Annotated in this window: 25 protein-coding genes; 19 read left to right on the forward strand and 6 right to left on the reverse strand. The window is 44.2% G+C overall.

Features of this window, described 5'->3' with window-relative positions; genetic code table 11:
• Window positions 1–98: 98 nt before the first annotated feature.
• From L1076_RS00850 to L1076_RS00860, 3 genes are read left to right on the forward strand one after another with little or no spacing between them, the layout of a single operon-like run.
• Window positions 99–392 (forward strand): metalloregulator ArsR/SmtB family transcription factor, encoded by a 294-nt coding sequence (locus tag L1076_RS00850; protein WP_005435229.1) that lies wholly within the window; start codon window positions 99–101, stop codon window positions 390–392.
• A 10-nt stretch (window positions 393–402) separates the two neighbouring features.
• A complete protein-coding gene (locus tag L1076_RS00855) occupies window positions 403–819 on the forward strand; it encodes a YeeE/YedE thiosulfate transporter family protein (protein ID WP_343231838.1) in 417 nt (138 codons plus the stop codon).
• Between the two features lie 14 nt (window positions 820–833).
• Window positions 834–1,274, forward strand: a complete 441-nt coding sequence (locus L1076_RS00860) for a YeeE/YedE family protein (protein ID WP_054755317.1) — start codon at window positions 834–836, stop codon at window positions 1,272–1,274.
• On the opposite strand, the gene L1076_RS00865 is transcribed toward L1076_RS00860, so the two are convergent.
• Entirely contained in the window at window positions 1,271–2,134 is an 864-nt protein-coding gene (locus tag L1076_RS00865) for an endonuclease/exonuclease/phosphatase family protein (protein ID WP_038877369.1), read from the reverse strand. The genes L1076_RS00860 and L1076_RS00865 overlap by 4 nt on opposite strands.
• Before the next feature lie 308 nt (window positions 2,135–2,442).
• Here L1076_RS00865 and nrdD point away from each other — a divergent pair, with 308 nt between their 5' ends.
• Window positions 2,443–4,563, forward strand: a complete 2,121-nt coding sequence (gene nrdD / locus L1076_RS00870; protein ID WP_045465626.1) for an anaerobic ribonucleoside-triphosphate reductase — start codon at window positions 2,443–2,445, stop codon at window positions 4,561–4,563.
• An 85-nt stretch (window positions 4,564–4,648) separates the two neighbouring features.
• Window positions 4,649–5,119 carry an anaerobic ribonucleoside-triphosphate reductase-activating protein gene (nrdG, locus tag L1076_RS00875; protein ID WP_038870682.1) on the forward strand — a complete coding sequence of 157 codons (471 nt, stop codon included), beginning with the start codon at window positions 4,649–4,651 and terminating at the stop codon, window positions 5,117–5,119.
• 139 nt (window positions 5,120–5,258) lie between these two features.
• Here nrdG and L1076_RS00880 read toward each other — a convergent pair whose 3' ends face one another.
• Window positions 5,259–6,644 carry an MATE family efflux transporter gene (locus tag L1076_RS00880; protein WP_237302941.1) on the reverse strand — a complete coding sequence of 462 codons (1,386 nt, stop codon included), beginning with the start codon at window positions 6,642–6,644 and terminating at the stop codon, window positions 5,259–5,261.
• Between the two features lie 152 nt (window positions 6,645–6,796).
• On the opposite strand from L1076_RS00880, the gene L1076_RS00885 reads away from it, so the two are divergent.
• The 3 genes from L1076_RS00885 to L1076_RS00895 all read left to right on the forward strand — a co-directional run bounded on the left by L1076_RS00885 (window position 6,797) and on the right by L1076_RS00895 (window position 9,687).
• A complete protein-coding gene (locus L1076_RS00885; RefSeq protein ID WP_038877372.1) occupies window positions 6,797–7,654 on the forward strand; it encodes an AraC family transcriptional regulator in 858 nt (285 codons plus the stop codon).
• A gap of 155 nt (window positions 7,655–7,809) precedes the next feature.
• A complete protein-coding gene (locus L1076_RS00890) occupies window positions 7,810–8,997 on the forward strand; it encodes an amino acid aminotransferase (protein ID WP_045405347.1) in 1,188 nt (395 codons plus the stop codon).
• Between the two features lie 12 nt (window positions 8,998–9,009).
• Complete coding sequence (locus tag L1076_RS00895; protein WP_038870689.1) at window positions 9,010–9,687, forward strand: ATP-dependent zinc protease; 678 nt, start codon at window positions 9,010–9,012, stop codon at window positions 9,685–9,687.
• A gap of 95 nt (window positions 9,688–9,782) precedes the next feature.
• Here the strand turns inward: L1076_RS00895 and L1076_RS00900 are convergent, their stop codons facing one another.
• Window positions 9,783–10,313: a hypothetical protein gene (locus L1076_RS00900; RefSeq protein ID WP_038870690.1), complete on the reverse strand. Its 531-nt coding sequence runs from the start codon at window positions 10,311–10,313 to the stop codon at window positions 9,783–9,785.
• 166 nt (window positions 10,314–10,479) lie between these two features.
• On the reverse strand, window positions 10,480–10,851 hold the full coding sequence (locus L1076_RS00905) for a NirD/YgiW/YdeI family stress tolerance protein (protein ID WP_054755315.1): 372 nt from the start codon (window positions 10,849–10,851) through the stop codon (window positions 10,480–10,482).
• A gap of 163 nt (window positions 10,852–11,014) precedes the next feature.
• On the opposite strand from L1076_RS00905, the gene L1076_RS00910 reads away from it, so the two are divergent.
• The 4 genes from L1076_RS00910 (at window position 11,015) to modC (ending at window position 15,113) form a co-directional block, all read left to right on the forward strand.
• Window positions 11,015–12,466: a cobyric acid synthase gene (locus L1076_RS00910; RefSeq protein ID WP_237302942.1), complete on the forward strand. Its 1,452-nt coding sequence runs from the start codon at window positions 11,015–11,017 to the stop codon at window positions 12,464–12,466.
• Window positions 12,467–12,556: 90 nt separating this feature from the next.
• Window positions 12,557–13,309, forward strand: coding sequence for a molybdate ABC transporter substrate-binding protein (gene modA, locus L1076_RS00915; RefSeq protein WP_054755314.1), 753 nt, complete (start codon window positions 12,557–12,559; stop codon window positions 13,307–13,309).
• An 11-nt stretch (window positions 13,310–13,320) separates the two neighbouring features.
• On the forward strand, window positions 13,321–14,010 hold the full coding sequence (gene modB, locus L1076_RS00920) for a molybdate ABC transporter permease subunit (RefSeq protein ID WP_039977772.1): 690 nt from the start codon (window positions 13,321–13,323) through the stop codon (window positions 14,008–14,010).
• Window positions 14,007–15,113 carry a molybdenum ABC transporter ATP-binding protein ModC gene (gene modC, locus L1076_RS00925; RefSeq protein WP_237302943.1) on the forward strand — a complete coding sequence of 369 codons (1,107 nt, stop codon included), beginning with the start codon at window positions 14,007–14,009 and terminating at the stop codon, window positions 15,111–15,113. The genes modB and modC overlap by 4 nt, the downstream gene beginning before the upstream one ends.
• Before the next feature lie 74 nt (window positions 15,114–15,187).
• On the opposite strand, the gene L1076_RS00930 is transcribed toward modC, so the two are convergent.
• On the reverse strand, window positions 15,188–15,625 hold the full coding sequence (locus tag L1076_RS00930) for a DUF3069 domain-containing protein (protein ID WP_038870697.1): 438 nt from the start codon (window positions 15,623–15,625) through the stop codon (window positions 15,188–15,190).
• A 184-nt stretch (window positions 15,626–15,809) separates the two neighbouring features.
• On the opposite strand from L1076_RS00930, the gene L1076_RS00935 reads away from it, so the two are divergent.
• From L1076_RS00935 to L1076_RS00945, 3 genes are all read left to right on the forward strand, one after another.
• On the forward strand, window positions 15,810–16,769 hold the full coding sequence (locus L1076_RS00935; protein ID WP_038877400.1) for a diguanylate cyclase: 960 nt from the start codon (window positions 15,810–15,812) through the stop codon (window positions 16,767–16,769).
• 20 nt (window positions 16,770–16,789) lie between these two features.
• Window positions 16,790–17,755: a Solitary outer membrane autotransporter beta-barrel domain gene (locus tag L1076_RS00940; RefSeq protein WP_258075265.1), complete on the forward strand. Its 966-nt coding sequence runs from the start codon at window positions 16,790–16,792 to the stop codon at window positions 17,753–17,755.
• Window positions 17,756–17,884: 129 nt separating this feature from the next.
• Window positions 17,885–18,859: a Solitary outer membrane autotransporter beta-barrel domain gene (locus L1076_RS00945; protein WP_237302944.1), complete on the forward strand. Its 975-nt coding sequence runs from the start codon at window positions 17,885–17,887 to the stop codon at window positions 18,857–18,859.
• A 45-nt stretch (window positions 18,860–18,904) separates the two neighbouring features.
• Here L1076_RS00945 and L1076_RS00950 read toward each other — a convergent pair whose 3' ends face one another.
• Entirely contained in the window at window positions 18,905–20,149 is a 1,245-nt protein-coding gene (locus L1076_RS00950; RefSeq protein ID WP_038870701.1) for a GGDEF domain-containing protein, read from the reverse strand.
• Between the two features lie 255 nt (window positions 20,150–20,404).
• Here L1076_RS00950 and L1076_RS00955 point away from each other — a divergent pair, with 255 nt between their 5' ends.
• The 4 genes from L1076_RS00955 (at window position 20,405) to pntB (ending at window position 24,504) form a co-directional block, all read left to right on the forward strand.
• Window positions 20,405–20,773 (forward strand): late competence development ComFB family protein, encoded by a 369-nt coding sequence (locus L1076_RS00955; protein WP_038870703.1) that lies wholly within the window; start codon window positions 20,405–20,407, stop codon window positions 20,771–20,773.
• A 50-nt stretch (window positions 20,774–20,823) separates the two neighbouring features.
• A complete protein-coding gene (locus tag L1076_RS00960) occupies window positions 20,824–21,105 on the forward strand; it encodes an HlyU family transcriptional regulator (RefSeq protein ID WP_038877383.1) in 282 nt (93 codons plus the stop codon).
• 435 nt (window positions 21,106–21,540) lie between these two features.
• Window positions 21,541–23,097, forward strand: a complete 1,557-nt coding sequence (locus L1076_RS00965) for a Re/Si-specific NAD(P)(+) transhydrogenase subunit alpha (protein ID WP_038877384.1) — start codon at window positions 21,541–21,543, stop codon at window positions 23,095–23,097.
• Between the two features lie 12 nt (window positions 23,098–23,109).
• Window positions 23,110–24,504, forward strand: coding sequence for a Re/Si-specific NAD(P)(+) transhydrogenase subunit beta (gene pntB / locus L1076_RS00970; protein WP_038877385.1), 1,395 nt, complete (start codon window positions 23,110–23,112; stop codon window positions 24,502–24,504).
• The last annotated feature ends 186 nt before the right edge of the window (window positions 24,505–24,690 follow it).

Consider the following 24,690-nt stretch of genomic DNA (forward strand, 5'->3'; position numbering starts at 1 on the left):
AGCAATGTCTAATGTTAATTTGGCTACATTAGCATTGACTTAATAATATTAATTAGTAATATCTAATAAAACTTAACGTATTGATGAAAGGACATAGAATGGGCGACAGTATGCTACAAAGCGCGACCGAAGCGAGTGAGCTACTTAAAATTATGGCTCATCCAGAGCGCTTAATCGTGATGTGCAAGCTGATTGAAGGCGAAAAAGGAGTCGGTGAACTGTTTGAAGGCTCAACATTAAGCCAATCAGCCTTTTCACAACACCTCACCGTATTGAGAAAACACGACATCATCAAAGCTCGAAAGGTTTCTCAGCAGGTATTTTATTCGATTTCTGATGGGAGAGTCGCTCCGCTGATCGAAGCGTTTAACCAAGTTTTCTGTAAGCAATAATTCAAACTTTATATTGGTGGTTGTTATGTTTGAAGTTCCTTGGATGTCGCTTTTAGGCGGCGTCATGGTTGGCGCATCAGCGGTAATATTGATGCTATTCACAGGTAAGACAGCGGGAATCAGCGGGATCTTAAATGGCGCGATTGAGAATGCAGACCGCGTTTGGCGAATTGTCTTCTTAATTGCGATGGCATTGGGCGGTGTGATTGCTGTTTATGCCCTTGGCGGGCATGTACCAACTGAGTACAGCAGTTCTCTTATCTTAGTTGTCGTTGCAGGTTTACTTGTTGGGGTCGGTACCCGTATCGGTAATGGTTGTACGAGTGGTCATGGTATTTGCGGAATGGGGCGTTTCTCTGTCCGTTCTGTTGTAGCGACGTGTACTTTTATGGCGACAGCCATGCTAACCGTCTTGCTAGTATCGTGAGGAATAGTGTCGTTATGAAAACTGACGTAATGAAAAATGTTAAACAAATTTCCATTGTCGCATTTTCTGGTGCGCTTTTCGGTATGGGTATGGTGATTTCCGGTATGGCTGATCCGGCAAAAGTGATCGGTTTCCTAGATATTACCGGCGCATGGGACCCAAGCTTAGCCTTCGTTATGGGCGGAGCACTTGCGGTGTTCGTTCCTGCTTATCTTTTATTAATAAAGCCAAGAAGCGAATCTGTGTTTGGTGATGAGATTTTATGTCCAACTTCTAAAACGATAGACAAAAAGCTAGTTGGTGGTGCAGCACTGTTTGGTATTGGTTGGGGCTTACTGGGTGTGTGTCCTGGTCCTGCGGTTGCCAGCCTTTTCACTGGCAACATACAAGTTCTGCTCTTTATAGCGGCAATGTTGGTTGGGTCATTCACCGCTAAAAGAGTGGTTCGTCATTAAAAAGAGAGGGTCGTAGACACCGGGCAATGGTCACTCAGTTTGTAGTCGAGTACATCTTGTGTTTTGAAAACGGTTTGAACACCAGACGACGCCTTTAAATCACCACTCACAATAATGTGGTCTATCACCGAGCGGAATTGGTGGGTTTTATTCGGATTACGATTAGAACGCACCTTACATTCCGCTTTGGTATTTTTGGTCACTAACTTAGCATCGGTATTGTCCGATAGCACGTCCCATAACCAATCTCCTCGATAACCCAAATTGTGGTTAAAGTCGCCAAGCACCACATAGTGTTGTTTGTTGTCCTCGCGCGCTTTTATCCACTTTGCTAGTGCCTGTCCTTGTTGTTTCACTATCTTACAATCGCGGTTATTGCGATACGCACCACTACAACCCGCTTTTAGATGTACAGAGAGTAGGTGAGTTTCGTTGTCTTGGTTAGGATTCAAAACAAGGTAGCTGGCGAAGCGGAGCTTGCTGTTGCCTCGTGTGATAGAAAAGTCAGGCTTGTCCAATACGTTTACGCCATTGCGTACCGCGAAACCTGTGTACTGGTTGGTATCGTTGAACTGAAGATGTCGATTAGAAGTGCTCGCACGATCAGACAAATAAATAGTGAAGTCATTACCAACCGTTTTTTGGATTGCAGCTGCACTTTCGACTTCTTGAAAAGCGAGAATATCAACTTGTGTGTTATCCACATAGTGGGCCAGTTTTTCAAAATCTTGTGGTGTTCTCGAAACTTTACCACCACTTATAGATAACCATTCTATATTCCAGCTGGTTAAGTTGACGGAATTTTGAGCAAATGAAAAAGAACTAAAAAGTAATATCGTCGTAACAAAAAGTGATCGCATTTTGGTCTATCGCACTCCTATCTTTTAGCGCATTCCTTTCCATCCTTTATCCTATAAGACCTCTAAAAAAAGCAAGTGGATTTCGCTCCAATTTTGCAATTTTCACAGTTTTCTTCGCAACTGAGATCAACGCCAATAAGATCGATTTGTTCTTGTTCGCTACCCATTTTTTATTGATCAAAATCAATGTTTTCAATTGGTGCTTCTCGTTAAATACGCCACAATATATTGTGTCATCAGAATAAGAAATAACCCCATATAGTGTATTTGTGGATAAGTCTGTGAGTATTTTGGGGTAAGGAGAAAAAGTGAAACCAATCGTAATCAAGCGTGACGGCTCAAGAGCTCCGTTCAACAGGGATCGTATTCAAGCAGCAGTAGAAGCTGCAGCGGAAAACAAAGACAAAGATGTCGCCATTTATGCACTAAATGTTGCTCTGGCAGTTGAGTTACAGCTTCAGGATCACGATGAAGTTCACATTCATGAGATTCAAGACTTAGTCGAAAATGAACTCATGCAAGGTCCTTACAAAGCCCTAGCTCGTTCTTACATTGAATACCGCCACGATCGCGACATCGCTCGTGAGAAGCAAAGTGCACTAACTCGCGAAATCGAAGGTCTAATTGAAGAAAGCAACCTAGATCTAATCAACGAGAACGCGAACAAAGACGGTAAAGTGATTCCGACTCAACGTGACTTGTTGGCTGGTATCGTAGCGAAACACTACGCGAAGACACACATCCTTCCACGCGATGTGGTTCAAGCGCACGAAGTAGGTGATATTCACTACCACGATTTGGATTACGCTCCGTTCTTCCCAATGTTTAACTGTATGCTTATCGATCTTAAAGGCATGCTAACGCACGGCTTTAAAATGGGTAACGCTGAGATTGATACTCCTAAATCAATTTCGACTGCAACAGCAGTAACGGCACAGATCATTGCTCAAGTAGCGAGCCACATATACGGTGGTACAACCATCAACCGTATTGATGAAGTACTAGAACCGTACGTAATGACAAGCTACGAGAAACACCTAGAGATCGCAAAAGAGTGGAACATTGCTGAGCCAGAAGAGTTCGCAAAATCACGCACTGAGAAAGAGTGTTACGACGCGTTCCAATCTCTAGAATACGAAGTAAACACGCTACACACGGCGAACGGGCAAACCCCATTCGTTACGTTCGGTTTTGGTCTTGGTACAAGTTGGGCGTCACGCCTGATCCAGAAGTCTATTCTGAAGAACCGTATTGCAGGTCTAGGTAAGAACCGTAAAACAGCGGTATTCCCTAAACTGGTATTCGGCATCAAAGATGGCTTGAACCACAAATCAGAAGATCCAAACTACGACATCAAGCAACTTGCGCTTGAGTGTGCGTCCAAGCGTATGTACCCAGACATCCTTAACTACGACAAAGTAGTAGAAGTAACGGGTTCATTCAAAACGCCAATGGGTTGTCGTAGCTTCCTTGGTACTTACGAAGAAAACGGCGAGCTGATTCACGAAGGTCGTAACAACCTTGGCGTAGTAAGTTTGAACCTTCCTCGTATCGCTATCCGTGCAAACGGCAGTGAAGAGAAGTTCTACGAGCTTCTAAACGATCGCCTACGTCTTGCTCGTAAAGCGCTAGAGACACGTATTTCTCGTCTAGAAAACGTGAAAGCACGTGTTGCTCCGATCCTTTACATGGAAGGCGCATGTGGTGTTCGTCTGAAAGCGGACGACTCAATCGCAGATATCTTCAAGAACGGTCGTGCGTCGATTTCTCTTGGTTACATCGGTGTACACGAGACAATCAACGCGCTATTCGGTACAGAAGCGCACGTTTACGACGATGCTGTTCTACGTGAAAAAGCAGTAGCTATCATTAAGCACTTGAAAGACACAGTAAACGGTTGGGCAGAAGATACCGGTTACGGTTTCAGCCTCTACGCAACGCCAAGTGAAAACCTATGTAGCCGTTTCTGCCGTATCGATGCGAAAGAGTTTGGCGTAATCAAAGGTGTAACAGACAAGGGTTACTACACTAACAGCTTCCACCTAGATGTTGAGAAAACAGTAAACCCATACGACAAGATCGACTTTGAGATGCCTTACCCAGAAATCTCAAGCGGCGGCTTTATCTGTTACGGCGAGTTCCCGAACATGCAACGTAATGTTGAAGCACTAGAAAACGTATGGGATTACAGTTACACCCGCGTACCTTACTACGGTACAAACACACCAATTGATGAGTGTTACGAGTGTGGCTACAACGGTGAGTTTGACTGTACAAGTAAAGGCTTCACTTGCCCAAGCTGTGGCAACCATGACTCAACCAAAGTGTCAGTTACACGTCGTGTTTGTGGCTACTTAGGCAGCCCAGATGCACGTCCGTTTAACTTCGGTAAGCAAGAAGAAGTGAAGCGTCGAGTTAAGCACCTATAAGGTTCACTTAAGCTCAAACCCAATAATGAAAATCAACCTGTCGTGGGTTGATTTTCTTTTCTAGCCAGCAAAACAAGGCACGATTATGAACTACCACCAATATTATCCAATTGACGTTGTTAACGGACCAGGTACACGCTGCACGCTATTTGTGTCGGGCTGTGTACACCAGTGCCGCGGCTGTTATAACCAGTCGACGCAACGCTTGGATTCTGGTGTGTTTTTCACGCAAGAAGCGGAAGACAAAATCATTGCAGACCTAAACGACACGCGCATCAAACGCCGTGGTTTATCTCTGTCTGGTGGTGATCCTTTGCATCCAGCGAACGTGCCGCACATTCTTAAGCTTGTAAAACGCGTAAGAGAAGAGTGCCCAGGCAAAGATATTTGGATTTGGACAGGTTACACGCTTGAAGAACTAGACGATGCACAGCGCGAAGTGACTCAGTACATCGACACATTAATCGATGGCAAATACGAGCAAGATAAACGAGACCTCAATCTAGAATGGCGAGGCAGCTCGAATCAAATTATCCATCGATTCACTGAGCTTTAAGCGTGAAACACAAGAAAGCTAAATATGAAAAGGGCACATTCGTATAGTTCGGATGTGCCCTTTTGGTGTGAGTTCTTTTAAAGCTTTGCTCGATAGATGAGTCGCGCTGTTGTGATCTTACTATAGCACAACACTTCGGTTACACTGTCACAGTGGAATCATCATCAACCATGTTATTAATCCATCGCTTAGACTGAATTCGGTGAGTTGTTAGAATGCCTTTTACCAATTCTTCGACCAGTAGAGACATCAGCACCCAATGCAGTGGTAAACCTAATACCATTCCAGTGTAGTAGGTAAGCGGAATACCAATCGCCCATTGACCAAACGTGTCGATGAAAATGCTATAGCGAATATCAGCGCCACTCTTTAATACGCCCCCAATACCAACCATGTTAAACACACGCAGTATCATGCCTAGCGCAAGTACTAAACATACATTCAGCGCCATTTGTGTGTCTGTGAGCGGGCTCATTTCCAGTAAATTCAATATTAAAGGCGAGCTAACCCACACAGCAAAAAACAACACAGTTGCGAGCACGGCACTGGTTAAGACATACCACCAAGCGGTTTTCTCAACACGGTCATATTGCTGGGCGCCAATGTCATTCCCAAGCAACACAGACGCGGCAACAGCGAATCCCATAAAGGTTGAAATCAATACGCCTTCAATCGGCGATAGGAAAGAGATAATCGCCAGTTCGGTTACGCCTAATTGACCGTAAATGATGCTGTAGATAATCAGGCCGCCGGTCCACAACGCATCGTGGATCAGCATTGGCATAGAGACTTTGAAATATTTGTTCCGATACTTCTTTATTGTACCTTCACGCCAATCTGAACGGGTAGGGAGCAGATACGCGTATCGACGACAGAAGAAATAAACCAGAATCGCCGTTTGAAAGAATCGAGAAATCAAAGTCCCCACAGCTGCCCCAAACACGCCCCATTGTGGAAAACCAAGTAAACCAAAGATCAAAACTGCATTGAGAAAGATGTTTACAACAATGGCAGCAATACTGACGTAAGTCGGCATCTTAGCTTCACCGACTGATCTCAACACCGATTCAATGGGAACAACGACAGCCGTGCCAATCAAACTCAATCCAGTTACCACCAAGTATTCCCTCGCGTACCCAACATACTCGGGGTCGTCCGCCATAAAAGAGACAATCTCTTTATCGTAAACCACATACAACAAGATAAACGGCAAGGTCACGACCAACGAAATAAACCAAGATTGAGCGAGTGTTCGTCTTATTCCCGCAAGGTTCCCCGAACCATAATATTGAGAGGCTAAAACCGTTACAGCCCCACACAAACCAAACACCACAGCAAGGTTAAAGAAAAAGATTCGGTTACCGACACCCACCGCAGCGGTAGCGGACTCACCAAGTTGACTAACCATGAAGATATCCACGGCTCCGAGCAACGAAAACAGCATAGATTGGAGCGAGACAGGAACGCCAATCGCAACCAGTTTTTTCCAAAATGCTTTATCTATGTATTGACGTGTTAAGAGCATCGCATTTCTCCTCTAAGAATAATGCGAGTAGTTTATCCACATGATTTAGCGGTGTATTTTTCAAAGACATCCAATAGTTTTGCGAAACTATCCAGTCTCTGTGGGAGTTACTCTAACTCCGAGACGAAAGTACCTTAGTGAGTCGATGAATCATGGAAGAAAAACAAGAACGCTACACCATTTCAGATAAAACCTATCAAGAATTCATCGATCATACCCGTGTACTTGCGCTTGAAGAACGCGGTATTGTCCAATGTGGAATCGCTACTTGCCGAGATTTTTTTTCCGTTTATCGCAAAAACCAAAAAAAGCACATGTTGTTATACACCGTCCGTGGAAGAGGTTGGCTAGAGAGCGGGGCATGTCGATATGAGTTAGAACCGGGGTCATTAGTAATTGTTCCAGCTGGAACGGAAAATGGGTTTGGGATGGAAGATGAAACATGGCAAATCGCTTGGGTTTTCCTTTCACAAGATAAAGAATGGCCAATGGTTAATGAAGAGATCGAATACCAACTGACCCCTGCACCAGAAGTGCTGTATTCCTGCATTCAAACGCTACTGCGCAGTATCAACTTGCCTATTGACTACGGAGGTGAGGTAGGAGCTCACAGTGTTGCTCAATTAGAGCTTATGCTAAATATGCCACACTCAGATTCCCTTTCGCGTAATCAATTAAAACTACGACGTGTGTTCGATCTAGTGCAACGGCAACTTCATAAAGATTGGACAGTTGAACAACTCGCAGCGTTATATCCTTGTTCTGAGCCGCACCTTCATCGTTTAACTCAGCAACAATTTGGAAGAAGTCCGATAGCACATCTCACACGCATGCGGATGGAATATGCAGCTCGATTGTTGCGTTCGACAGAATGGTCAATTCAACACATTGGCGAAATCGTGGGGTATCCTACTAGTGCGAACTTCAGTACCCGTTTTAAAGCCTGGTCGAGCATGACCCCACGTGAATTTAGAAAGAATGGTAAACTTGACTCAAACTCGGATGAGTGAATCGTTCTTTTTATAACCGATTGAGATCATAAAACGCGTTCGTTCCCAGTATTTTGTCCTCTAATTGATGAAATCCGTTAAAAATCCTTTCGCCATTTTTAACGAAAGTGTTACCGTGAGGTTCGATACTTGAATTTCAAAGGGTTATGACTTTCATGCTTTCTAATCTACCAACTCCTGTATTAGATCCTATTTTATCTCTTTCCGTCGCATACCGCGGCGATGAACGCCCTAACAAGGTTGACCTTGGTATTGGCGTATACAAAAACAGCGCTGGCGAAACACCAATCATGAAAGCCATTCAAATGGCACAAGAAGTGGTCGTTGAGAACCAAAAGACTAAGTCTTATGTTGGTCTTGCAGGCTGTGAAGAATTCAACCAAAGCATGATCGACCTCCTTCTAACGGGAACATCAGCCACAGATCGCGTTGCTGCTATTCAAACGCCTGGAGCAAGTGGTGCATTGCGTATGCTGGGTGACCTAATGAAGGTCGCACAACCAGATACGACGGTTTGGATTTCAAACCCTAGCTACGTAAATCACAAACCAGTGATGGAAGCGGCTGGGCTGAAAGTTAAGTTCTACCATTACTTCTCTCCAGAAACCAAGCAAGTTGATACAGCAAAAATGCTCGAAGACCTTTCTAAAGCTGGTCCTTCTGATGTAGTACTTCTGCATGGTTGTTGCCACAACCCAACGGGTGCAGATATTGATTTTTCAGCGTGGCAGACAATCACTGAGCTTTCTCAAAAAAATGGTTTTACGCCATTCGTAGATATTGCTTACCAAGGTTTTGGTGACGGCTTAGAAGAAGACGCAAAAGGTCTTCGCTTTATGGCTGACAACGTTGAAGAAATGCTGATCACGACTTCTTGTTCTAAAAACTTTGGTTTGTACCGTGAACGTACCGGTGCAGCGATTGTGATCGGCAAGAATGCAAAAGATGTGGCGAATGCGAAAGGTAAACTGCTTACGCTAGCACGTTCAACATACACTATGCCGCCAGATCACGGCGCAGCATTAGTAAAAACCATTCTTCAAGATGCAAACCTCACTTCCGTTTGGAAACAAGAATTGAACGAAATGCAGCAGCGCTTGTTGAATCTTCGTCAAACTTTGTGTAACGAATTGAGAAACAACCATAATACAGATCAATTTGATTTCATTGAGAGTCACAAAGGCATGTTTACTGTGCTAGGCTTTAGTGAAAACCAAATGGCGCAACTGCGTGAAGATTATGGGATTTATGGTGTCGGTGATGGTCGTATCAACATCGCTGGTTTAACCGAAACTCATATTCCTTACGTTGCTGACGCGATCCAAAAAATATCTCAACGTTAATTGGGAGAGTTAATGAAGAACTGGAAACTGATTCTGCCGCTAATGATGAGCGGCGGTCTTATTGCTTGTACGTCGACACCGACGACCACTGAGCCTGTTGAGCCAGAAAAACCAGTCGTGGAGCAGCCGGTAGAAAAACCGGATGTAAAACCAGAAGTAGACCCAAAACCCGAGGTGAAGCCGGAACAAAAACCGGAAACTAAGCCCGAGAAGAAACCCGATCCTAAACCGGCAAAACCACCGCAGGCAAAGAAAACACCTGATGGTATGTTGATCCTTGGTTCGGAAGAGTGGGTTTATGTACCAGACATTGACCAAACATTTAAAGGTCGCGTCGATACCGGTGCAACCACATCATCAATCAGCGCGACAGAAATAGTGCCGTTTGAACGAGATGGTAAAGACTGGGTTAAGTTTAAAATCGATATTAATGGTAAAGCGAGCAAAGAGTTCAAGTTACCTGTTGAACGTTGGGCAAAAGTTCGTCAATCCTCTTCAGAAGAAGTAGATAAGCGCGCTGTTGTTGTAGCTTACATTCAAGTTGGTGACCTAAAAGAGAAAACGGAATTCACACTGGCTGAGCGAGGCCACATGAATTTTCCAATCCTACTTGGTCGAAGCTTCTTCCGCGACGTTGCTGTTGTAGACGTATCTAAGAAGTATGTTCAAAACAAGCCAAGCGGCAAGTAAATCTCTGCTTCACGTAGCAAGCAAAAAAAGCCTCTCATTCGAGAGGCTTTTTTTACATAATATCAATGCGTTATTGAACTTTAATATCGAACAACTTAGTAAGCAAAGCGTGCTGATAAAACAAGCTGTTGGCCGTAAGTACCGTTATTTTTTAAATCCGCACCCAACGACAGTTGTTGCGTAGAGTGAAAACGTGCACCTAGGTTATAGATAGTCTTAGAGTCATCGTTGTCAATCAGTTGGCCAATACGACCATGTAGTTCAATGTTCTGCATAAACCAGACTCGAGTGCCGATGTTTACTTCTGTTTTCCACTCATCACCGTCGCCATTGTCTTGTTTGATGTTGTGAACCAACATTTGACCATAAATATCAGCAAATTGGCCTGCAGGACCATTGAAGCCAATACCGCCTGCAACATCCCAATCACCACTGAATTCACTATCAGCACGTCCAATAAAATGCGTATTTTCAGTAAAGTAGGTTGTGACTTCCCCACCAAACGTACCTGGGCTGGTACCCATGCGGAATTCCATTGTGTTGTAGTTGAAATTGTTTGCGTGAGCAGAAAGTGGCAAAACAGCGCACAAACCAAAGGCAGCAACCTTTAGAGCTTTACCTAGCATGGGTGTCTCCGGGCAAGAAAAATAATACGAACGAAAAAAAGGTCTGCAAAATGCAGACCAATATTTACAAAATATCATTTCAGGTGTTTCCCGTCACCTTAAACACTAGGACAGAGTGCTTATGATCATGGTGATGACGCCCAATTAAGCGGCAAGAGAGCAGTGCTTACATCACCACTAAGTGTTCAACTTCGATCTCTGGCTTACTACCGCCTTCAAACTCACCAAATAGACGAACTTTTGTAGTCTGGTCAATTGGTGTCGCTAGACGGATGTCGTCGTCCAACTCAACCATGATCTCGCCAGAGCCATCGCTAAAGATAAACTGGTCTGAGCGTGTTTGACGAAGTAGGTTGCCTTCTACGACCACGTCTTTCTCAGTGAACATGCTTGAGTCTTTAATCAATGCATCGACTTTTTCAATCGTTACAGGACCATTAAATTGAATGCTTGATTGACCGTGGTTGTGGTCTTTAGCCGTTGCAACAGTAGGAGCGATAGCAAGTGCAGCGATAGTAGCGATAACAGTGTTTTTCATAATTTGGTTTCTCTATTAAAGTGTTCGTTTTGATGGTGCTATTAAAACAAACCTTATTTGAACCATTACTGATTCGAACATTCATATTCGATTCATTTTCTTGAGTCCTATGCTGAGATAACGTTATGATTGTTCACCTTCTTTTTTCTCTTAATAAACGTTCATGAAATCACCAATCCCTTCATTAATGGTTCAAGGCACAACTTCAGATGCCGGAAAAAGCGTCCTTGTGGCAGGTTTATGCCGTGTATTAGCTCGCAGAGGGATAAAAGTTGCCCCGTTCAAGCCGCAGAACATGGCTTTAAACAGTGCAGTAACGAAAGATGGCGGTGAGATTGGACGTGCTCAAGCCGTTCAAGCGCAAGCCTGCAACGTCGAGCCTACGGTTCATATGAACCCTGTGTTGATTAAGCCAAACAGCGATACGGGCGCTCAAATTATCTTACAAGGTAAAGCATTGTCCAATATGGACGCTGTCGGCTTTCACGATTACAAAAAAGTCGCAATGGGCACGGTATTAGACTCTTTCTCTAAACTGACCGAAGAATTCGAATCCGTGATGATTGAAGGCGCTGGCAGTCCAGCAGAAATCAACTTAAGAGAAAATGATATCGCCAACATGGGATTTGCCGAGGAAGCAGACGTTCCCGTCATTATTATTGCAGATATCGACCGCGGTGGCGTGTTTGCCCATCTTTACGGGACACTAGCGTTGCTATCCGAATCTGAACAAGCGCGCGTTAAAGGCTTCGTTGTTAACCGCTTTCGTGGCGACATCAGCTTGCTTGAATCTGGTCTTGATTGGCTAGAAGAGAAAACGGGCAAGCCTGTGCTCGGTGTATTGCCGTATCTTCACGGATTAAACCTCGAAGCAGAAGATGCCATTACGGCGCAGCAAGAGCTGTCTTCACAAGTGAAACTCAATGTTGTGGTACCAGTTTTAACGCGCATTAGTAACCATACTGATTTTGATGTTTTGCGTCTAAATCCAGACATTAACCTTCGCTACGTTGGCAAAGGTGAGAAGATCGATAAAGCGGATCTCGTTATCTTGCCAGGTACTAAATCAGTCCGAGACGATTTGGATTATCTGCGTAGCCAAGGGTGGGACAAAGACATTCAACGCCACATTCGCTTGGGCGGCAAAGTCATTGGCATCTGTGGCGGCTACCAGATGCTTGGCAACGTAATTGATGACCCAAATGGCGTAGAGGGCCGGCCTGGTCGTAGTGAAGGCCTTGGTTTGTTAGACATCACCACAACTCTAACCGATAGCAAACAGCTTACAAACACACGAGCAGAGCTTTCTCTTAACGGTAAAAAAGCTAATGTGAAAGGTTATGAAATCCATGTGGGAAGAAGTGAAGTGCAGGGCGCTCAACCTATCAAGTTAAATTCTGGCGAAGCAGAAGGCGCGCTTAGTGCATGTGGCCAAATCATGGGAACCTACCTACACGGCTTCTTCGATGAGGGAGATGTCTTGAGCCTTGTTTCAGAATGGGTAAACGGCACTCAAATCAAACAACAAGACTTTGAACAGCTCAAAGAACAGGGCATTAATCGAATTGCAGATGCGATAGAACAACATATGAATCTTGACTTTCTGTTCAAATAAAACCAGTTTTTAACTGTCTGAAGTATAAATAAAAGTGGAGATTGCTTTCCACTCATTCATCTTCTGCCTGTCTAACACCGGAGTGTTTTTATGAAAGCATGGAAAATTCATGCTTGCCTAGTGGCAATATTGAGCGTTTCATCAGCAGCAAACGCGGCAACTGACTTAAAAATTTATGCAGCGTCGTCAATGACTAATGCGATTGATGATATTGCTCAAAAATTCGAGCAAAAATACGATGTCTCAGTCACACCTGTATACGGTGGTTCATCATCCATTGCTCGCCAAATTCTAAATGGCGCACCGACCGATGTGTTTATCTCTGCAAACACTAAATGGATGAATTACCTAGTAAAATCAAAAGCTGTAAAGAGTGACAATGTCACTAATTTAGTACGAAATTCCCTCGTTGTCATTGCGCCGCAAGATAGCAGTATTGCAACATTTGATTTCTCTGATGCTGATGCTTGGAATAAGGCACTGGACGGCAACCGCCTTGCTCTAGGCAATCCAGTGTCCGTTCCTGCCGGAATGTATGCAAGAGAGTCTTTAACTAACCTTGGCGTGTGGAAAGTACTAGAACGTCAAATTGCTCCAGCAAAGAACGTTCGTCTTGCACTTGCGCTAGTAGAGCGAGCGGAAGCCCCGTTGGGAGTGGTCTACAAAACGGATGCACAATTGACAACTAAGGTGAAAATAGTTGGAGAATTTGCAAGCGATACTCACGCAGACATCGTTTACCCAGCCGCGATTGTGAAAGACTCAATACAATCAAAACAATTCTTCCAGTACTTGAAGTCGGATGAAGCAAAACAAGTCTTTGCTCATTACGGTTTTCAATAAAAGGGATCAGAGTGTCAGAACTTGAATACCAAGCCTTAATGCTAAGCCTAAAAGTCGGCACCTATGCCGTCGTTTGGTTGATTCCAATAGGCGTTGCTCTCGCTTGGTTACTGTCTAGAAAAGAGTTTATCGGTAAGTCCATATTAGATAGCTTGATTCATCTTCCACTCGTATTACCTCCTGTGGTTATTGGTTACTTGCTACTGATCTCTCTCGGTCGTCAAGGATACTTGGGTGGGTGGCTATATGAACACTTTGGTTTAATATTCAGTTTCAACTGGAAGGGGGCCGTCATCGCCTGTATCGTCGTTGCCTTACCATTAATGGTCCGTTCGGTTCGATTGAGTTTAGATACGGTTGACCCCAAATTAGAACACGCAGCCTCAACCCTCGGAGCGTCGCCGTTAAAAGTCTTTGTCACAATTACGCTTCCGTTAACTATTCCTGGAATCATCACTGGTACCATGCTCTCGTTTGCACGCAGTTTAGGAGAGTTCGGTGCCACTATCAGCTTCGTTTCGAACATACCAGGGGAAACGCAAACCATCCCACTAGCCATGTACAACTTTATAGAAACGCCTGGTGCTGAAATGGAAGCCGCGCGCTTATGCATCATTTCTATTGCCTTAGCTCTGTCGACGTTAATGATCTCAGAATGGTTAAATCGTAAAGCCGCAGCGCGTCTGGGGGCTAAGCGATGAGTATAGAAATTCAATTTAAACAAGCACTTGGTGAAACCAACTTTGACATTAACTTGTCGTTACCGCGTAACGGAATAAGTGCGCTATTTGGTCGTTCCGGCGCCGGAAAAACGACTCTAATTAACGTTATTAGTGGATTAGTTACACCACAGCAAGGCAAAGTGGCGATTGGCGAGCACATCCTTTTCGATAGTGATGCGGGTATTAATCTACCGACGCATAAGCGCAAAATTGGTTATGTATTTCAAGATTCTCGCTTGTTTCCGCATTATTCAGTAAAAGGAAACTTGCTCTATGGTGTTGTAGAAAAAGATGAAGAGTATTTCGATAAGGTCACAGAATTACTTGCTATTAAACCACTGTTAAAACGCTTCCCAGTTTCTTTGTCGGGCGGTGAAAAGCAACGTGTAGCCATTGCGCGAGCACTACTTTCTAAGCCTAATCTGCTTTTGATGGATGAACCTTTGGCTTCCTTAGATATGCCACGTAAGCGAGAAGTCATGCCATTTTTAGAAGAGTTGTCTGAGCAGGTCAACATTCCGATCGTGTACGTTACGCATAGCTTGCAAGAAATCCTACGCTTGGCCCAACACCTTTCGATTCTCGACAAGGGACGAATCATGACGTCAGGTAAGCTTGAAGAAGTATGGGCGTCTCATGCGATGCGTCCGTGGCAGTCATTTTCCGATCACAGTAGCTTGTTTGAGGGCAAAATTGCGACCCATCATGACAAATACGCGTTAACGTGCGTAAAGCTCGCACCAAAGGCTTGTTTGTGGGTTCAAAAGGTCGATGGTGAGCCAGATACGTCAATTCGCCTGCAAGTGCGTGCCAATGATGTCTCTATAGCTTTGGAAAAACCAGTTGCGACGTCTATTCGTAATGTACTGTCAGCGACCGTCGCATCCATTGAAGAATTCAATGCTGGCGAAGACAAACAAAGTATTACGGTATCGCTGAAGTTAGATACTGACTGCCACTTATGGGCGACCATTACGCCTTGGGCGTTGGATGATTTGAATTTAAAAGTCGGTGACATGGTGTACGCACAAGTAAAAGGGGTCAGTGTAACGCAGAGAGATATCTCGTTGGCGCATCACTAGCGCGTAACCAGATTATACGAAATAAAAAAGGCCGCAATTGCGGCCTTTAACTTAACTGAAGTAAATGGGAAGAATTACTTCACAAATACTTCTTTAAATTCACGCTTAAGAAGAGGATCGCGACGCGCTTTCTTAAGTTGCTTAACCATGTCTTTCACGCAGTTGTGAAGAACATTGTCAAGAAGTTGAGAACGGTAGTCTTCTTTGTCTTCATCTGTCATGTTTTCAGGCAGATTAAGCGTTGGGAATTCTTCCATTACGTTTAGACCAGCGAATGCTTGGCCAACCGTTACTAGAGCGTGGAATTGCTCAAAGTTGTCCAGAATGTTTTGTGCACTTGCAGGCATTTCGTCCCAAGACGCACGAACAGCTTCTTCAGACACTTCATGGATAGAGGTAACCATCTCGAACATTTGCTCTGGAACTTCGTCAAATTCGATAACTTTGCGTAGTTCAGGAGAAATGGTTTCTAGATCGATTTTTTTGCTTTCGTTGTTAGTTGCTTCTGACATGGTGTGTCTCTCGTTACAAAAGGCGGGAATATTAATACCAAATGCATCAAATAGCTACCATAAGAAGCATTTGATTCCGTGACCACTCAACAAAAAAATATAGCACTAAATGAGTGGCGTAATGCAACAATCTCGTGAGTATGATATATGTTTAATAAAGACTTACAAAAGAATGGGACGCGCTATGCAACCGACAGGGACATCGATGCGCATTCTACTGGTTGATGACGTTCAGCTGGATCGAATGCAGTTGGCTATCCGTTTGAAACAACAAGGTCATATTGTTAAAGCCGTTGGAAGTGGTCTAGAAGCATTAAATACTTATGAAAGCTTCGACCCAGAACTGGTTCTGCTAGATATCGCTATGCCAGACATGAATGGCTTTGAAGTATCACTTCATATCAGAGAAACATTCCCGGACTGGATCCCAATCATCTTCCTCAGTAGCCATGAGGAACCAGAAATGATCGCCAAAGCTATTGAGGCCGGCGGGGATGATTACCTTATCAAACCTGTCGACAAGCTTGTTCTTAATTCGAAGTTGATGGCAATGCAACGTATTGCTCACATGAGACGAGAGCTGAAACAGGCGACCGCACAACTAGAAGAGATGAACTCAAGATTACAACAGCAAGCCAATGAAGATGGTCTGACGAAGTTGTATAACCGCCGCTATATCGATCAAAAGTTTGAAACCATGATTGCTTGGCATGGCCGTCATCATATGCCAATGGCCCTCATCTTACTCGACGTTGATTTCTTTAAGCCGTTCAATGACAACTATGGGCACATAGAAGGGGATCGCTGTCTGCAAGCGATTGCAAATCAACTCAAAGCAACGTTCTGTCGTTCTGGAGAGTATGTCGGGCGTTATGGTGGGGAAGAATTTGTCATTCTTCTCAATAGCACGGATGCGAAAACTGCAGAAAGGGAAGCCGAACGCGTGCAAGAGGCCATGTACTTCCTCGACTATCCACATGCATACTCTAGCATTGCAAATAGAGTGACAGTGTCACAAGGAGTCTTTGCCTTTCAACCCACAGGTAAAGACAACATAGCAGAATTGTACGCAACGGCAGATAGAGCGCTTTATTCGTCAAAGTCTCTAGGAAGAAATACATACACTGTGGTAAATGCTAGTTGATTCAGAAGCTTAATTTTAAAATTATTATCGTGACAATGTCACTTATTTCTAGTTTTTGTCACGCAAATCCCGTACAGCAAACGCTACAAAAAGAGTTTGAGCGCAACTTCGCGATTGGCATTGTGCTCTCTGACAGTGATGTCTTTACCTTAGGCTTTCATGATTTCGACCCCAATAAATATCTTAATATTGATAACGAAGATATTGGTACCCAAGACTCTGTCGACCTGAGAAAACAGGTTGCGCTGTCCACACTCCCTTATCACTTATCTCTTTCTGAAGATAAAACTGCCCCAGTTAAATATAATCTCAAAGGTCGATTATATGCGTTAGGTATCGACCAAGATGTGACCGTCAATGAAGACAAAGTGCCAGATCGAAACAAAGAGCTTATCTTAGGGTCTTACACCGAAATTGAACAACAAAACCAACTCACAGAACATCTATCATTGAGTGGCGCCGCGGGAGCTCACCTGATGTATTACCGCAACGAGTATTCCTACCGTAGTGATGCGCTCGATAACCTTAAGCCATATATAGAGGGAGTTTACCTCAATACCGATGCTTGGGCGTTGGTCGGAGAGGTCAACGCTGAACTCAAGTACCTCGAAAATGAAAATTGGGGGAAATGGTACGTTTGGTCGTCGCCACATTACTTTTATGGAATGGGTTGGGGCGAAGGAAATAATGGCGATATAGGAAACCCAGAAGGCTGGTATTGGGTGAACGGCGTCAAATTGTTTTACGACATCACCAAAGTGGGCAGAACCGTCCAGTCTGTATACACCAGTTTCAATCGAGTTGATGTTGGCGGTGATACGAGTAAACCGATGAATACCTCACACTACTATGAAGCAAGCTTTGGTTGGTTAATGACACCACCGTTTAAAAGCGAATGGATTGATAACATAGGTCTCGGTCTGTCCGTCAATTACGGCAGTGCACTAAAAGGCGGAAGCCTTGTTTTGTTCTTTAATCAGGAGTAATTCCGCAATGGCAAAGAAAACCATTGCATTTCCTCACTCGGCGAGCCAAAATCGCGCCCCATTTTGCTTAATAGGAACATAAGCACATAAACCAAGTCATGGAACGACAATAACAAACCTATAAAAGTTATGCGTAAGTTGGCTTGTTTGGCGATGTGTTTCGCTTCTACTTCATCTTATTCCAGCACCGTTGAAAAGCAGCTGCAAAAAGAGTTCGATTATAACTTCTCCTCCAGCATTGTCCTTTCAGACAGTGATGTGTTCACCTTTGGCTTCTCAAACTTTGACCCTAACGAATACCTCAATCTCGATGATGATTCTTTAGGTGATAACGAATCCGTCGACCTTCGGAAGAAAATCTCCGTATTGTCGTTGCCATTCAGTATTCCGGCGAGCAATTACCGTTATTCCCCATACCAGACAACCGTGAACGGGCGAGGCTACCTGCTTTCTTCTCAACAAAAAGTGTCCGCGTTAAATGCCGACACTCCTGACGACCTTGATGAGCTTGTTTTGGGTGGCTACTTAGAAGTTGAGCAAGAGGCTTATTTAAATCGCAATATCACGTTGGGCGCAGCGGCGGGAACGCACATCATGTACTACCAAAATGATTACGCTTATCGTAGTGATACGTTGGAGGATTATCGTGACCAAATTGATGGTATTTATGTCAATACCAACGCGTTAGCAATGGTCGGCGAGGTTAATGCGACACTAAAATACAGCCCTTATGGTCATTTTGGTCAATGGTACTTTTGGTCTTCACCACATTACTTTAACGGCGTTGGTGTCAACTTCGGAAAAGGTGACAACGTAATTAACCCTGAAGGCTGGTATTGGGTTAATGGTGTAAAGGTCTTTCACCGTCTAGCGATATGGCAAAACATGGTTCAGTCGTTTTATACCAGCTTCAACCGAGTTGACATAGGTGGCGATACCAAGAAACCGTTAAACACGGATCACTACTATGAAGCGAGTATGGGTTGGCTTATGACACCACCGATTAAAATCCCATTTGTGGTGAACATAGGTGTAGGGATGAGTCTCAACTATGGCAGTGCGTTTAAAGGGGGTAGTTTGGTCATGTTCTTCAACCAAGTTTAACGCTTTTCAGATTTCAACGACTCTTGTAAGCAGAAAATAGGACAATTAAGCGTGGCAGAACTTCACACAGTTTCGGCCCGCTTTTTTGGCTTTATACAGGGCGTCATCAGCAAGTTTAATCACGTCAGTTGGGTTTCGTGCACTACGGCTGTCTGCAACCCCAAAACTCGCAGTGACAGATACGGTCTTTTTCTTTGAATCAGCACTTCCGCGCTTTTTGCGGCCTTGTTTGTTGTCATCAGGTCGACTGTCTTGATCGCGTAGAATCATTTCATATTCAGCAATCAATTCGCGAACTTCTTCCACATGAGCTTCGCAGTCTTCGGTGTACTTACCTTTAAAGACAATGGTGAACTCTTCACCACCAAAACGATACACCTTTGCTCCACCTTGTGTCTTCATTAGGCGCGAAGCCACCATCTTTAACACATCATCACCGGTGTCGTGGCCGTAGGTGTCATTAAACTTCTTAAAATGATCAACATCCAGCATCGCAATGGTGAACTTACGTCCCATATGCTTAAGGTCCAGATCCAACGCACGACGGCTAGGAATGAGCGTTAAGCTATCAGTAAAAGCCAGTTGATGGCTCGCCGATGTGGAGTAAATGATGATCAATAGGCCCGTTAGCGTAAACATGGTGCTAGAGATATATTGGACGTCGAAGAAGATAAACGTCGCCGAGGCTAACACCATCGCAGAGTAAGTCATCGCGTGAATGATCTTATTCTTCTTCAGCACCAAAATGCCAAGGAAGCACACAATACCAACGCAATAGAGCACAAGTACTAGAGGAAGTTTGGAAACCTTGGGAACAATAAACAAGATGCCATTGGTCCACTCATCGAATCCACCTTCTACGTAATAGGTCAGCGTCACATAGGACCAAAAGACAAACATAACCAGCACAAAAATGTAGGCTAACGTGGCTTTGGAATCGAAACCTTCTTTATTGAACAGAAACACCGCTAGGAAAGAGACGGGTAAAAGACTCGCTAAAATGGTGAGCTCTAAAAGCGCAGTTCCCGTTTGAAGCGGAACTTGTAGGCGATGTTGGATTACGAAGTAGGCAAGTAGCATGGCAATGCAAACCATAGACTCGCGACCTTGCTTGAATGAGTAACACATTAACAGTGCACAGCCCAACAAAATATATGGCAAATTCGAAGCAATGCCCCAGTTAGACTGAGTCATCTGAATGATGCTATCCATACCCAAGCTGATCATACCCAACAGTATAATTGGAAATAGAAACCGAAAGCCTGGAGAGGTCATTAAAGATGAAGCCATCTACTACAAATTACCTGCAAATAGTTGAGTATATCTAAAGAGTTACATTAAGCATTCAATTAATACCGTGTGTGGGCAGTATATATTCTGACGCTTTCAAAACTAACAAGAATACGTGTATTTGCGAATTTTCCAAGTGTTTTACAGTCGATGATTACAAAAAGAGAGAGGTTGATTAAATTAAGACCAATCAACAAGTTGCACGATAGTTGTGACTGCTATAATTTCGTAGTGTTGAGCAAAGGAGAAAAATCGATGCAAATCAGTTCAGATGTACACAATTATATGGAGACACTCGTTGGGCAAGAACTCTCTTCAGAGCGATACGTCGATCAGTTTGATCATGAACAGTTGGCTGACATCGCTTGCTTGGCGCTGATCCAATTAAAACCAGTTTATATCCGCCATGATATCGATTTTCTGTCTGCTCTACCTGAGCGTAAACTGACGCAGTTTAAAGATAGTGTCTATATCGCGGTAGAAAATGCAGCAGCAATGGTGCAAGAAGATCGACGCACGAATCGTAACAATGATGTACCTGTAATTTTCTCGCATACCAGTTATGATGAAGACAAAGAACTGGATTGGTTTGAGAAGCCAATTCTCAACGTCAACATTAAGTAATGAATGTCTTAATCAGTCTTAAATAGATAAGGCATGCCCAAGGAGGAATTGTGGGATTCTTTTCGCGCTTGTTTGGTGGTGGTGATAAAACTGCCGCAGTTAAAACCGTAGACCCCGTCGAATATAAAGGCTTTTTGATTTACCAAGAGAGTATTTCAGAAGGTGGTCAGTACCGCATTGCAGGACGGATTGAGAAAGAGTTCGATGGAGAAGTGAAAACCCACCGCTTTATTCGTTCCGACTTGATAGGATCAGAACAAGACGCCAATGAGCTGATGCTGAAAAAAGCGCAGATGTTCATCGACCAAATGGGTGAAAAAATCTTCAATTAAGAACTCACTGCAACTTGATTCGAATCATCTCCAAGAGAGCCATTAGTGTATATGCTGATGGCTCTCTTTCTTTTTATGGCTTAATTACCTGTTAAATTAACCACTTAACATTCATCTGGTTAGACCTCTGTCTAGTGGCGCTAATCGTTGTTATTTTTCAGCGCGAAGTAGAGAATCATTCATTACTTAGCGTTATATGTAATGAAATTTAGTATTTTTATTACAAAATACTTGAAGTCATGATGGACGTTCGTTAAAAACAGAAGAATAACAGGGCTGTTAGTCAAGATTTGACTGTGCAAATGGGTGACCCAAAACACCATCATTCGTTTGCGTTTTCTTGCGTAGTAAACAGATAGAAATAAAAAAGAATTAGAGTAGAGCAACGCTCTGTTTTGGGACTAATTATTGATATGTATACAAGGAGTATGCGTTTTGCAAATCGGTGTACCTAGAGAAATACTCGCGGGTGAATCGCGAGTAGCTGCATCACCTAAATCGGTTGAGCAGTTAATTAAGTTGGGGTTCGATGTCGCAATCGAATCACAAGCGGGGGTGCTAGCCAGTTTCGACAATGCGGCTTATGAAGCAGCAGGGGCGACAATTGTATCTAGCGACGAAGTATGGCAATCAGGCTTAATTCTTAAAGTGAATGCGCCTCATGTTGATGAAGAAAATGGCATCGATGAGATCGCATTGTTACAAGATGGCGCAACATTGGTTAGCTTTATCTGGCCAGCGCAAAACGCGGAGTTAATGGAACAGCTCTCAAGCAAGAACATCAACGTTCTCGCAATGGACTCCGTTCCTCGTATCTCACGTGCGCAAGCATTAGACGCGCTCTCTTCTATGGCTAACATCGCCGGTTATCGAGCAGTGGTTGAAGCTGCTCATGAATTCGGTCGCTTCTTCACTGGCCAAATTACTGCCGCTGGTAAAGTACCACCAGCTAAAGTGTTAGTTGCTGGTGCAGGTGTCGCTGGACTTGCAGCAATCGGTGCGGCTGGTAGCCTTGGCGCAATCGTTCGTTCTTTCGACGTTCGTCCTGAAGTGAAAGAACAAGTCGAATCGATGGGCGCTGAGTTCCTGACGGTAGATTTCAAAGAAGACTCAGGCTCAGGTGACGGTTACGCCAAAGAAATGTCTGATGAGTTCAACAAGAAAGCGGCTGAGCTATACGCTGAGCAAGCGAAAGATGTTGATATCATCATCACTACGGCGCTAATTCCTGGCCGCCCAGCACCGACGTTGATCACCAAAGAAATGGTCGACAGCATGAAAGCGGGCAGCGTGATCGTTGATCTGGCGGCTGCCAATGGCGGTAACTGTGAATATACAGAAAAAGACAAAGTCATCACGACAGCCAATGGCGTAAAAATCGTTGGTTACACTGACATGGTAGGCCGTCTGCCAACGCAATCTTCTCAGCTCTACGCAACCAACCTTGTAAACCTTCTAAAACTGTTGTGCAAAGAGAAAGATGGCAACATCGATATCGACTTTGAAGACGTTGTGTTACGTGGTGTGACCGTCGTGAAAGAAGGCGAAATCACTTGGCCGGCACCACCGATTCAAGTTTCTGCTCAACCACAAGCAAAAACCCAAGAACCGGTCAAAAAAGAGCCGAAAGTTGAAGAGCCAACATCACCAGTTAAGAAATTCGCACCACTGGTTATTGGTTTGGGTGCGTTTGGCTGGGTTGCATCAGTCGCTCCGGCTGCATTCCTATCACACTTCACCGTTTTCGTATTAGCGTGTGTGGTAGGTTACTACGTTGTTTGGAACGTGACTCACGCACTGCATACACCACTTATGTCGGTAACAAACGCGATTTCCGGCATCATCGTAGTGGGCGCGCTACTGCAAATTGGTCAAGGTAATGGTGTAGTTACCTTCCTATCATTCATTGCTGTTCTCATTGCAAGCATAAACATCTTTGGTGGCTTTACCGTGACCAAACGTATGCTTGAAATGTTCCGCAAAGACAAATAATAGGAGTTACCAATGTCTGCAGGATTAGTACAAGCGGCATACATTATTGCTGCGCTATTTTTCATCTTAAGTCTCGCGGGACTTTCTAAACAAGAATCAGCACGAAATGGTAACTACTACGGTATTGCTGGTATGGCAATTGCGCTTATTGCGACAATTTTCAGCCCAAGTGCCGAAGGCTTTGCATGGGTCATCATCGCGATGGTGATCGGTGGTGGTATTGGTATCCACTACGCGAAGAAAGTAGAAATGACAGAAATGCCAGAATTGGTTGCGATTCTACATAGCTTCGTGGGTATGGCCGCGGTACTTGTTGGTTACAACAGCTACCTAGAGCCACCAGCACCAGTATCAACAGATCTTGCTGGTATTCACGCAGAGCACGTTATCCACCTTGTAGAAGTATTCCTTGGTGTGTTCATCGGTGCGGTAACCTTTACTGGTTCTATCGTAGCGTTTGGTAAGCTTCGTGGGATCATTTCTTCTTCACCACTTAACCTACCTCACAAACACAAGATGAACCTCGCTGCGATCGTTGTTTCAACACTGCTTATGATTTACTTCGTAAAAGCAGACGGCAGCATGTTCGCACTGATCTTGATGACACTGATTGCTTTTGCATTCGGTTACCACTTAGTGGCATCAATCGGTGGTGCAGATATGCCGGTTGTTGTTTCAATGCTTAACTCATACTCCGGTTGGGCGGCTGCGGCAGCAGGCTTCATGCTAGCAAACGATCTATTGATCGTGACTGGTGCGCTGGTTGGTTCTTCAGGTGCCATCCTTTCTTACATCATGTGTAAAGCAATGAACCGCTCGTTTGTAAGCGTAATTGCAGGCGGCTTCGGTCAAGAAGTAGTGATTTCAAGTGATGAAGAACAGGGGGAACATCGCGAAACATCAGCTGAAGAAGTTGCTGAAATGCTGAAAAACTCGAAGTCCGTAATCATCACCCCAGGATACGGGATGGCAGTGGCACAAGCTCAATACCCGGTACATGAGATCACAGACAAGCTACGAGCTCAAGGCATTGAAGTTCGCTTTGGTATTCACCCAGTAGCTGGCCGTCTACCTGGTCACATGAACGTTCTATTGGCTGAAGCGAAAGTACCGTATGACATCGTACTAGAAATGGACGAAATCAACGACGACTTCCCAGCAACAGATACGGTTCTGGTCATCGGCGCAAACGACACAGTAAACCCAGCGGCACTAGAAGATCCAAACAGCCCGATTGCCGGCATGCCAGTATTAGAAGTTTGGAATGCGCAAAATGTCATCGTATTCAAGCGTTCAATGAATACAGGTTACGCAGGCGTTCAAAACCCACTGTTCTTTAAAGAGAATACGTCGATGTTGTTCGGTGATGCGAAAGAGAGCGTAGAAGCAATCTCTAAAGCACTGTAAGCGTAGGGGACATCAGCATCTGCTTCGAATGGAAGTATTTGCTTTAAAACTCATCAAGGCCAGCATTCGCTGGCCTTTTTTTGTGGGCTTTCAATGTTATAGTACTGCAAATCCTTAAGCTGCCTAATGTCATTTGTTTTTAGATTGATGTATAGTTCTGGCTAATGTAACAAGTACCGGTAACAG

Origin of the sequence: Vibrio sp. MMG023, from assembly GCF_021654215.1 — a bacterium.
GTDB lineage: Bacteria > Pseudomonadota > Gammaproteobacteria > Enterobacterales > Vibrionaceae > Vibrio > Vibrio jasicida.

What these genes read in the sequence shown, in the direction of transcription:
- L1076_RS00865 (WP_038877369.1), bottom strand. Translation starts at nt 2,134, where the DNA reads ATGCGATCACTTTTTGTTACGACGATATTACTTTTTAGTTCTTTTTCA.
- L1076_RS00955 (WP_038870703.1), top strand. Translation starts at nt 20,405, where the DNA reads ATGCAAATCAGTTCAGATGTACACAATTATATGGAGACACTCGTTGGG.
- pntB (WP_038877385.1), top strand. Translation starts at nt 23,110, where the DNA reads ATGTCTGCAGGATTAGTACAAGCGGCATACATTATTGCTGCGCTATTT.
- L1076_RS00885 (WP_038877372.1), top strand. Translation starts at nt 6,797, where the DNA reads ATGGAAGAAAAACAAGAACGCTACACCATTTCAGATAAAACCTATCAA.
- L1076_RS00910 (WP_237302942.1), top strand. Translation starts at nt 11,015, where the DNA reads ATGAAATCACCAATCCCTTCATTAATGGTTCAAGGCACAACTTCAGAT.
- modA (WP_054755314.1), top strand. Translation starts at nt 12,557, where the DNA reads ATGAAAGCATGGAAAATTCATGCTTGCCTAGTGGCAATATTGAGCGTT.
- L1076_RS00950 (WP_038870701.1), bottom strand. Translation starts at nt 20,149, where the DNA reads ATGGCTTCATCTTTAATGACCTCTCCAGGCTTTCGGTTTCTATTTCCA.
- L1076_RS00880 (WP_237302941.1), bottom strand. Translation starts at nt 6,644, where the DNA reads ATGCTCTTAACACGTCAATACATAGATAAAGCATTTTGGAAAAAACTG.
- L1076_RS00930 (WP_038870697.1), bottom strand. Translation starts at nt 15,625, where the DNA reads ATGTCAGAAGCAACTAACAACGAAAGCAAAAAAATCGATCTAGAAACC.
- L1076_RS00900 (WP_038870690.1), bottom strand. Translation starts at nt 10,313, where the DNA reads ATGCTAGGTAAAGCTCTAAAGGTTGCTGCCTTTGGTTTGTGCGCTGTT.
- modC (WP_237302943.1), top strand. Translation starts at nt 14,007, where the DNA reads ATGAGTATAGAAATTCAATTTAAACAAGCACTTGGTGAAACCAACTTT.
- L1076_RS00860 (WP_054755317.1), top strand. Translation starts at nt 834, where the DNA reads ATGAAAACTGACGTAATGAAAAATGTTAAACAAATTTCCATTGTCGCA.
- L1076_RS00905 (WP_054755315.1), bottom strand. Translation starts at nt 10,851, where the DNA reads ATGAAAAACACTGTTATCGCTACTATCGCTGCACTTGCTATCGCTCCT.
- L1076_RS00890 (WP_045405347.1), top strand. Translation starts at nt 7,810, where the DNA reads ATGCTTTCTAATCTACCAACTCCTGTATTAGATCCTATTTTATCTCTT.
- L1076_RS00935 (WP_038877400.1), top strand. Translation starts at nt 15,810, where the DNA reads ATGCAACCGACAGGGACATCGATGCGCATTCTACTGGTTGATGACGTT.
- L1076_RS00945 (WP_237302944.1), top strand. Translation starts at nt 17,885, where the DNA reads ATGCGTAAGTTGGCTTGTTTGGCGATGTGTTTCGCTTCTACTTCATCT.
- nrdG (WP_038870682.1), top strand. Translation starts at nt 4,649, where the DNA reads ATGAACTACCACCAATATTATCCAATTGACGTTGTTAACGGACCAGGT.
- L1076_RS00850 (WP_005435229.1), top strand. Translation starts at nt 99, where the DNA reads ATGGGCGACAGTATGCTACAAAGCGCGACCGAAGCGAGTGAGCTACTT.
- L1076_RS00895 (WP_038870689.1), top strand. Translation starts at nt 9,010, where the DNA reads ATGAAGAACTGGAAACTGATTCTGCCGCTAATGATGAGCGGCGGTCTT.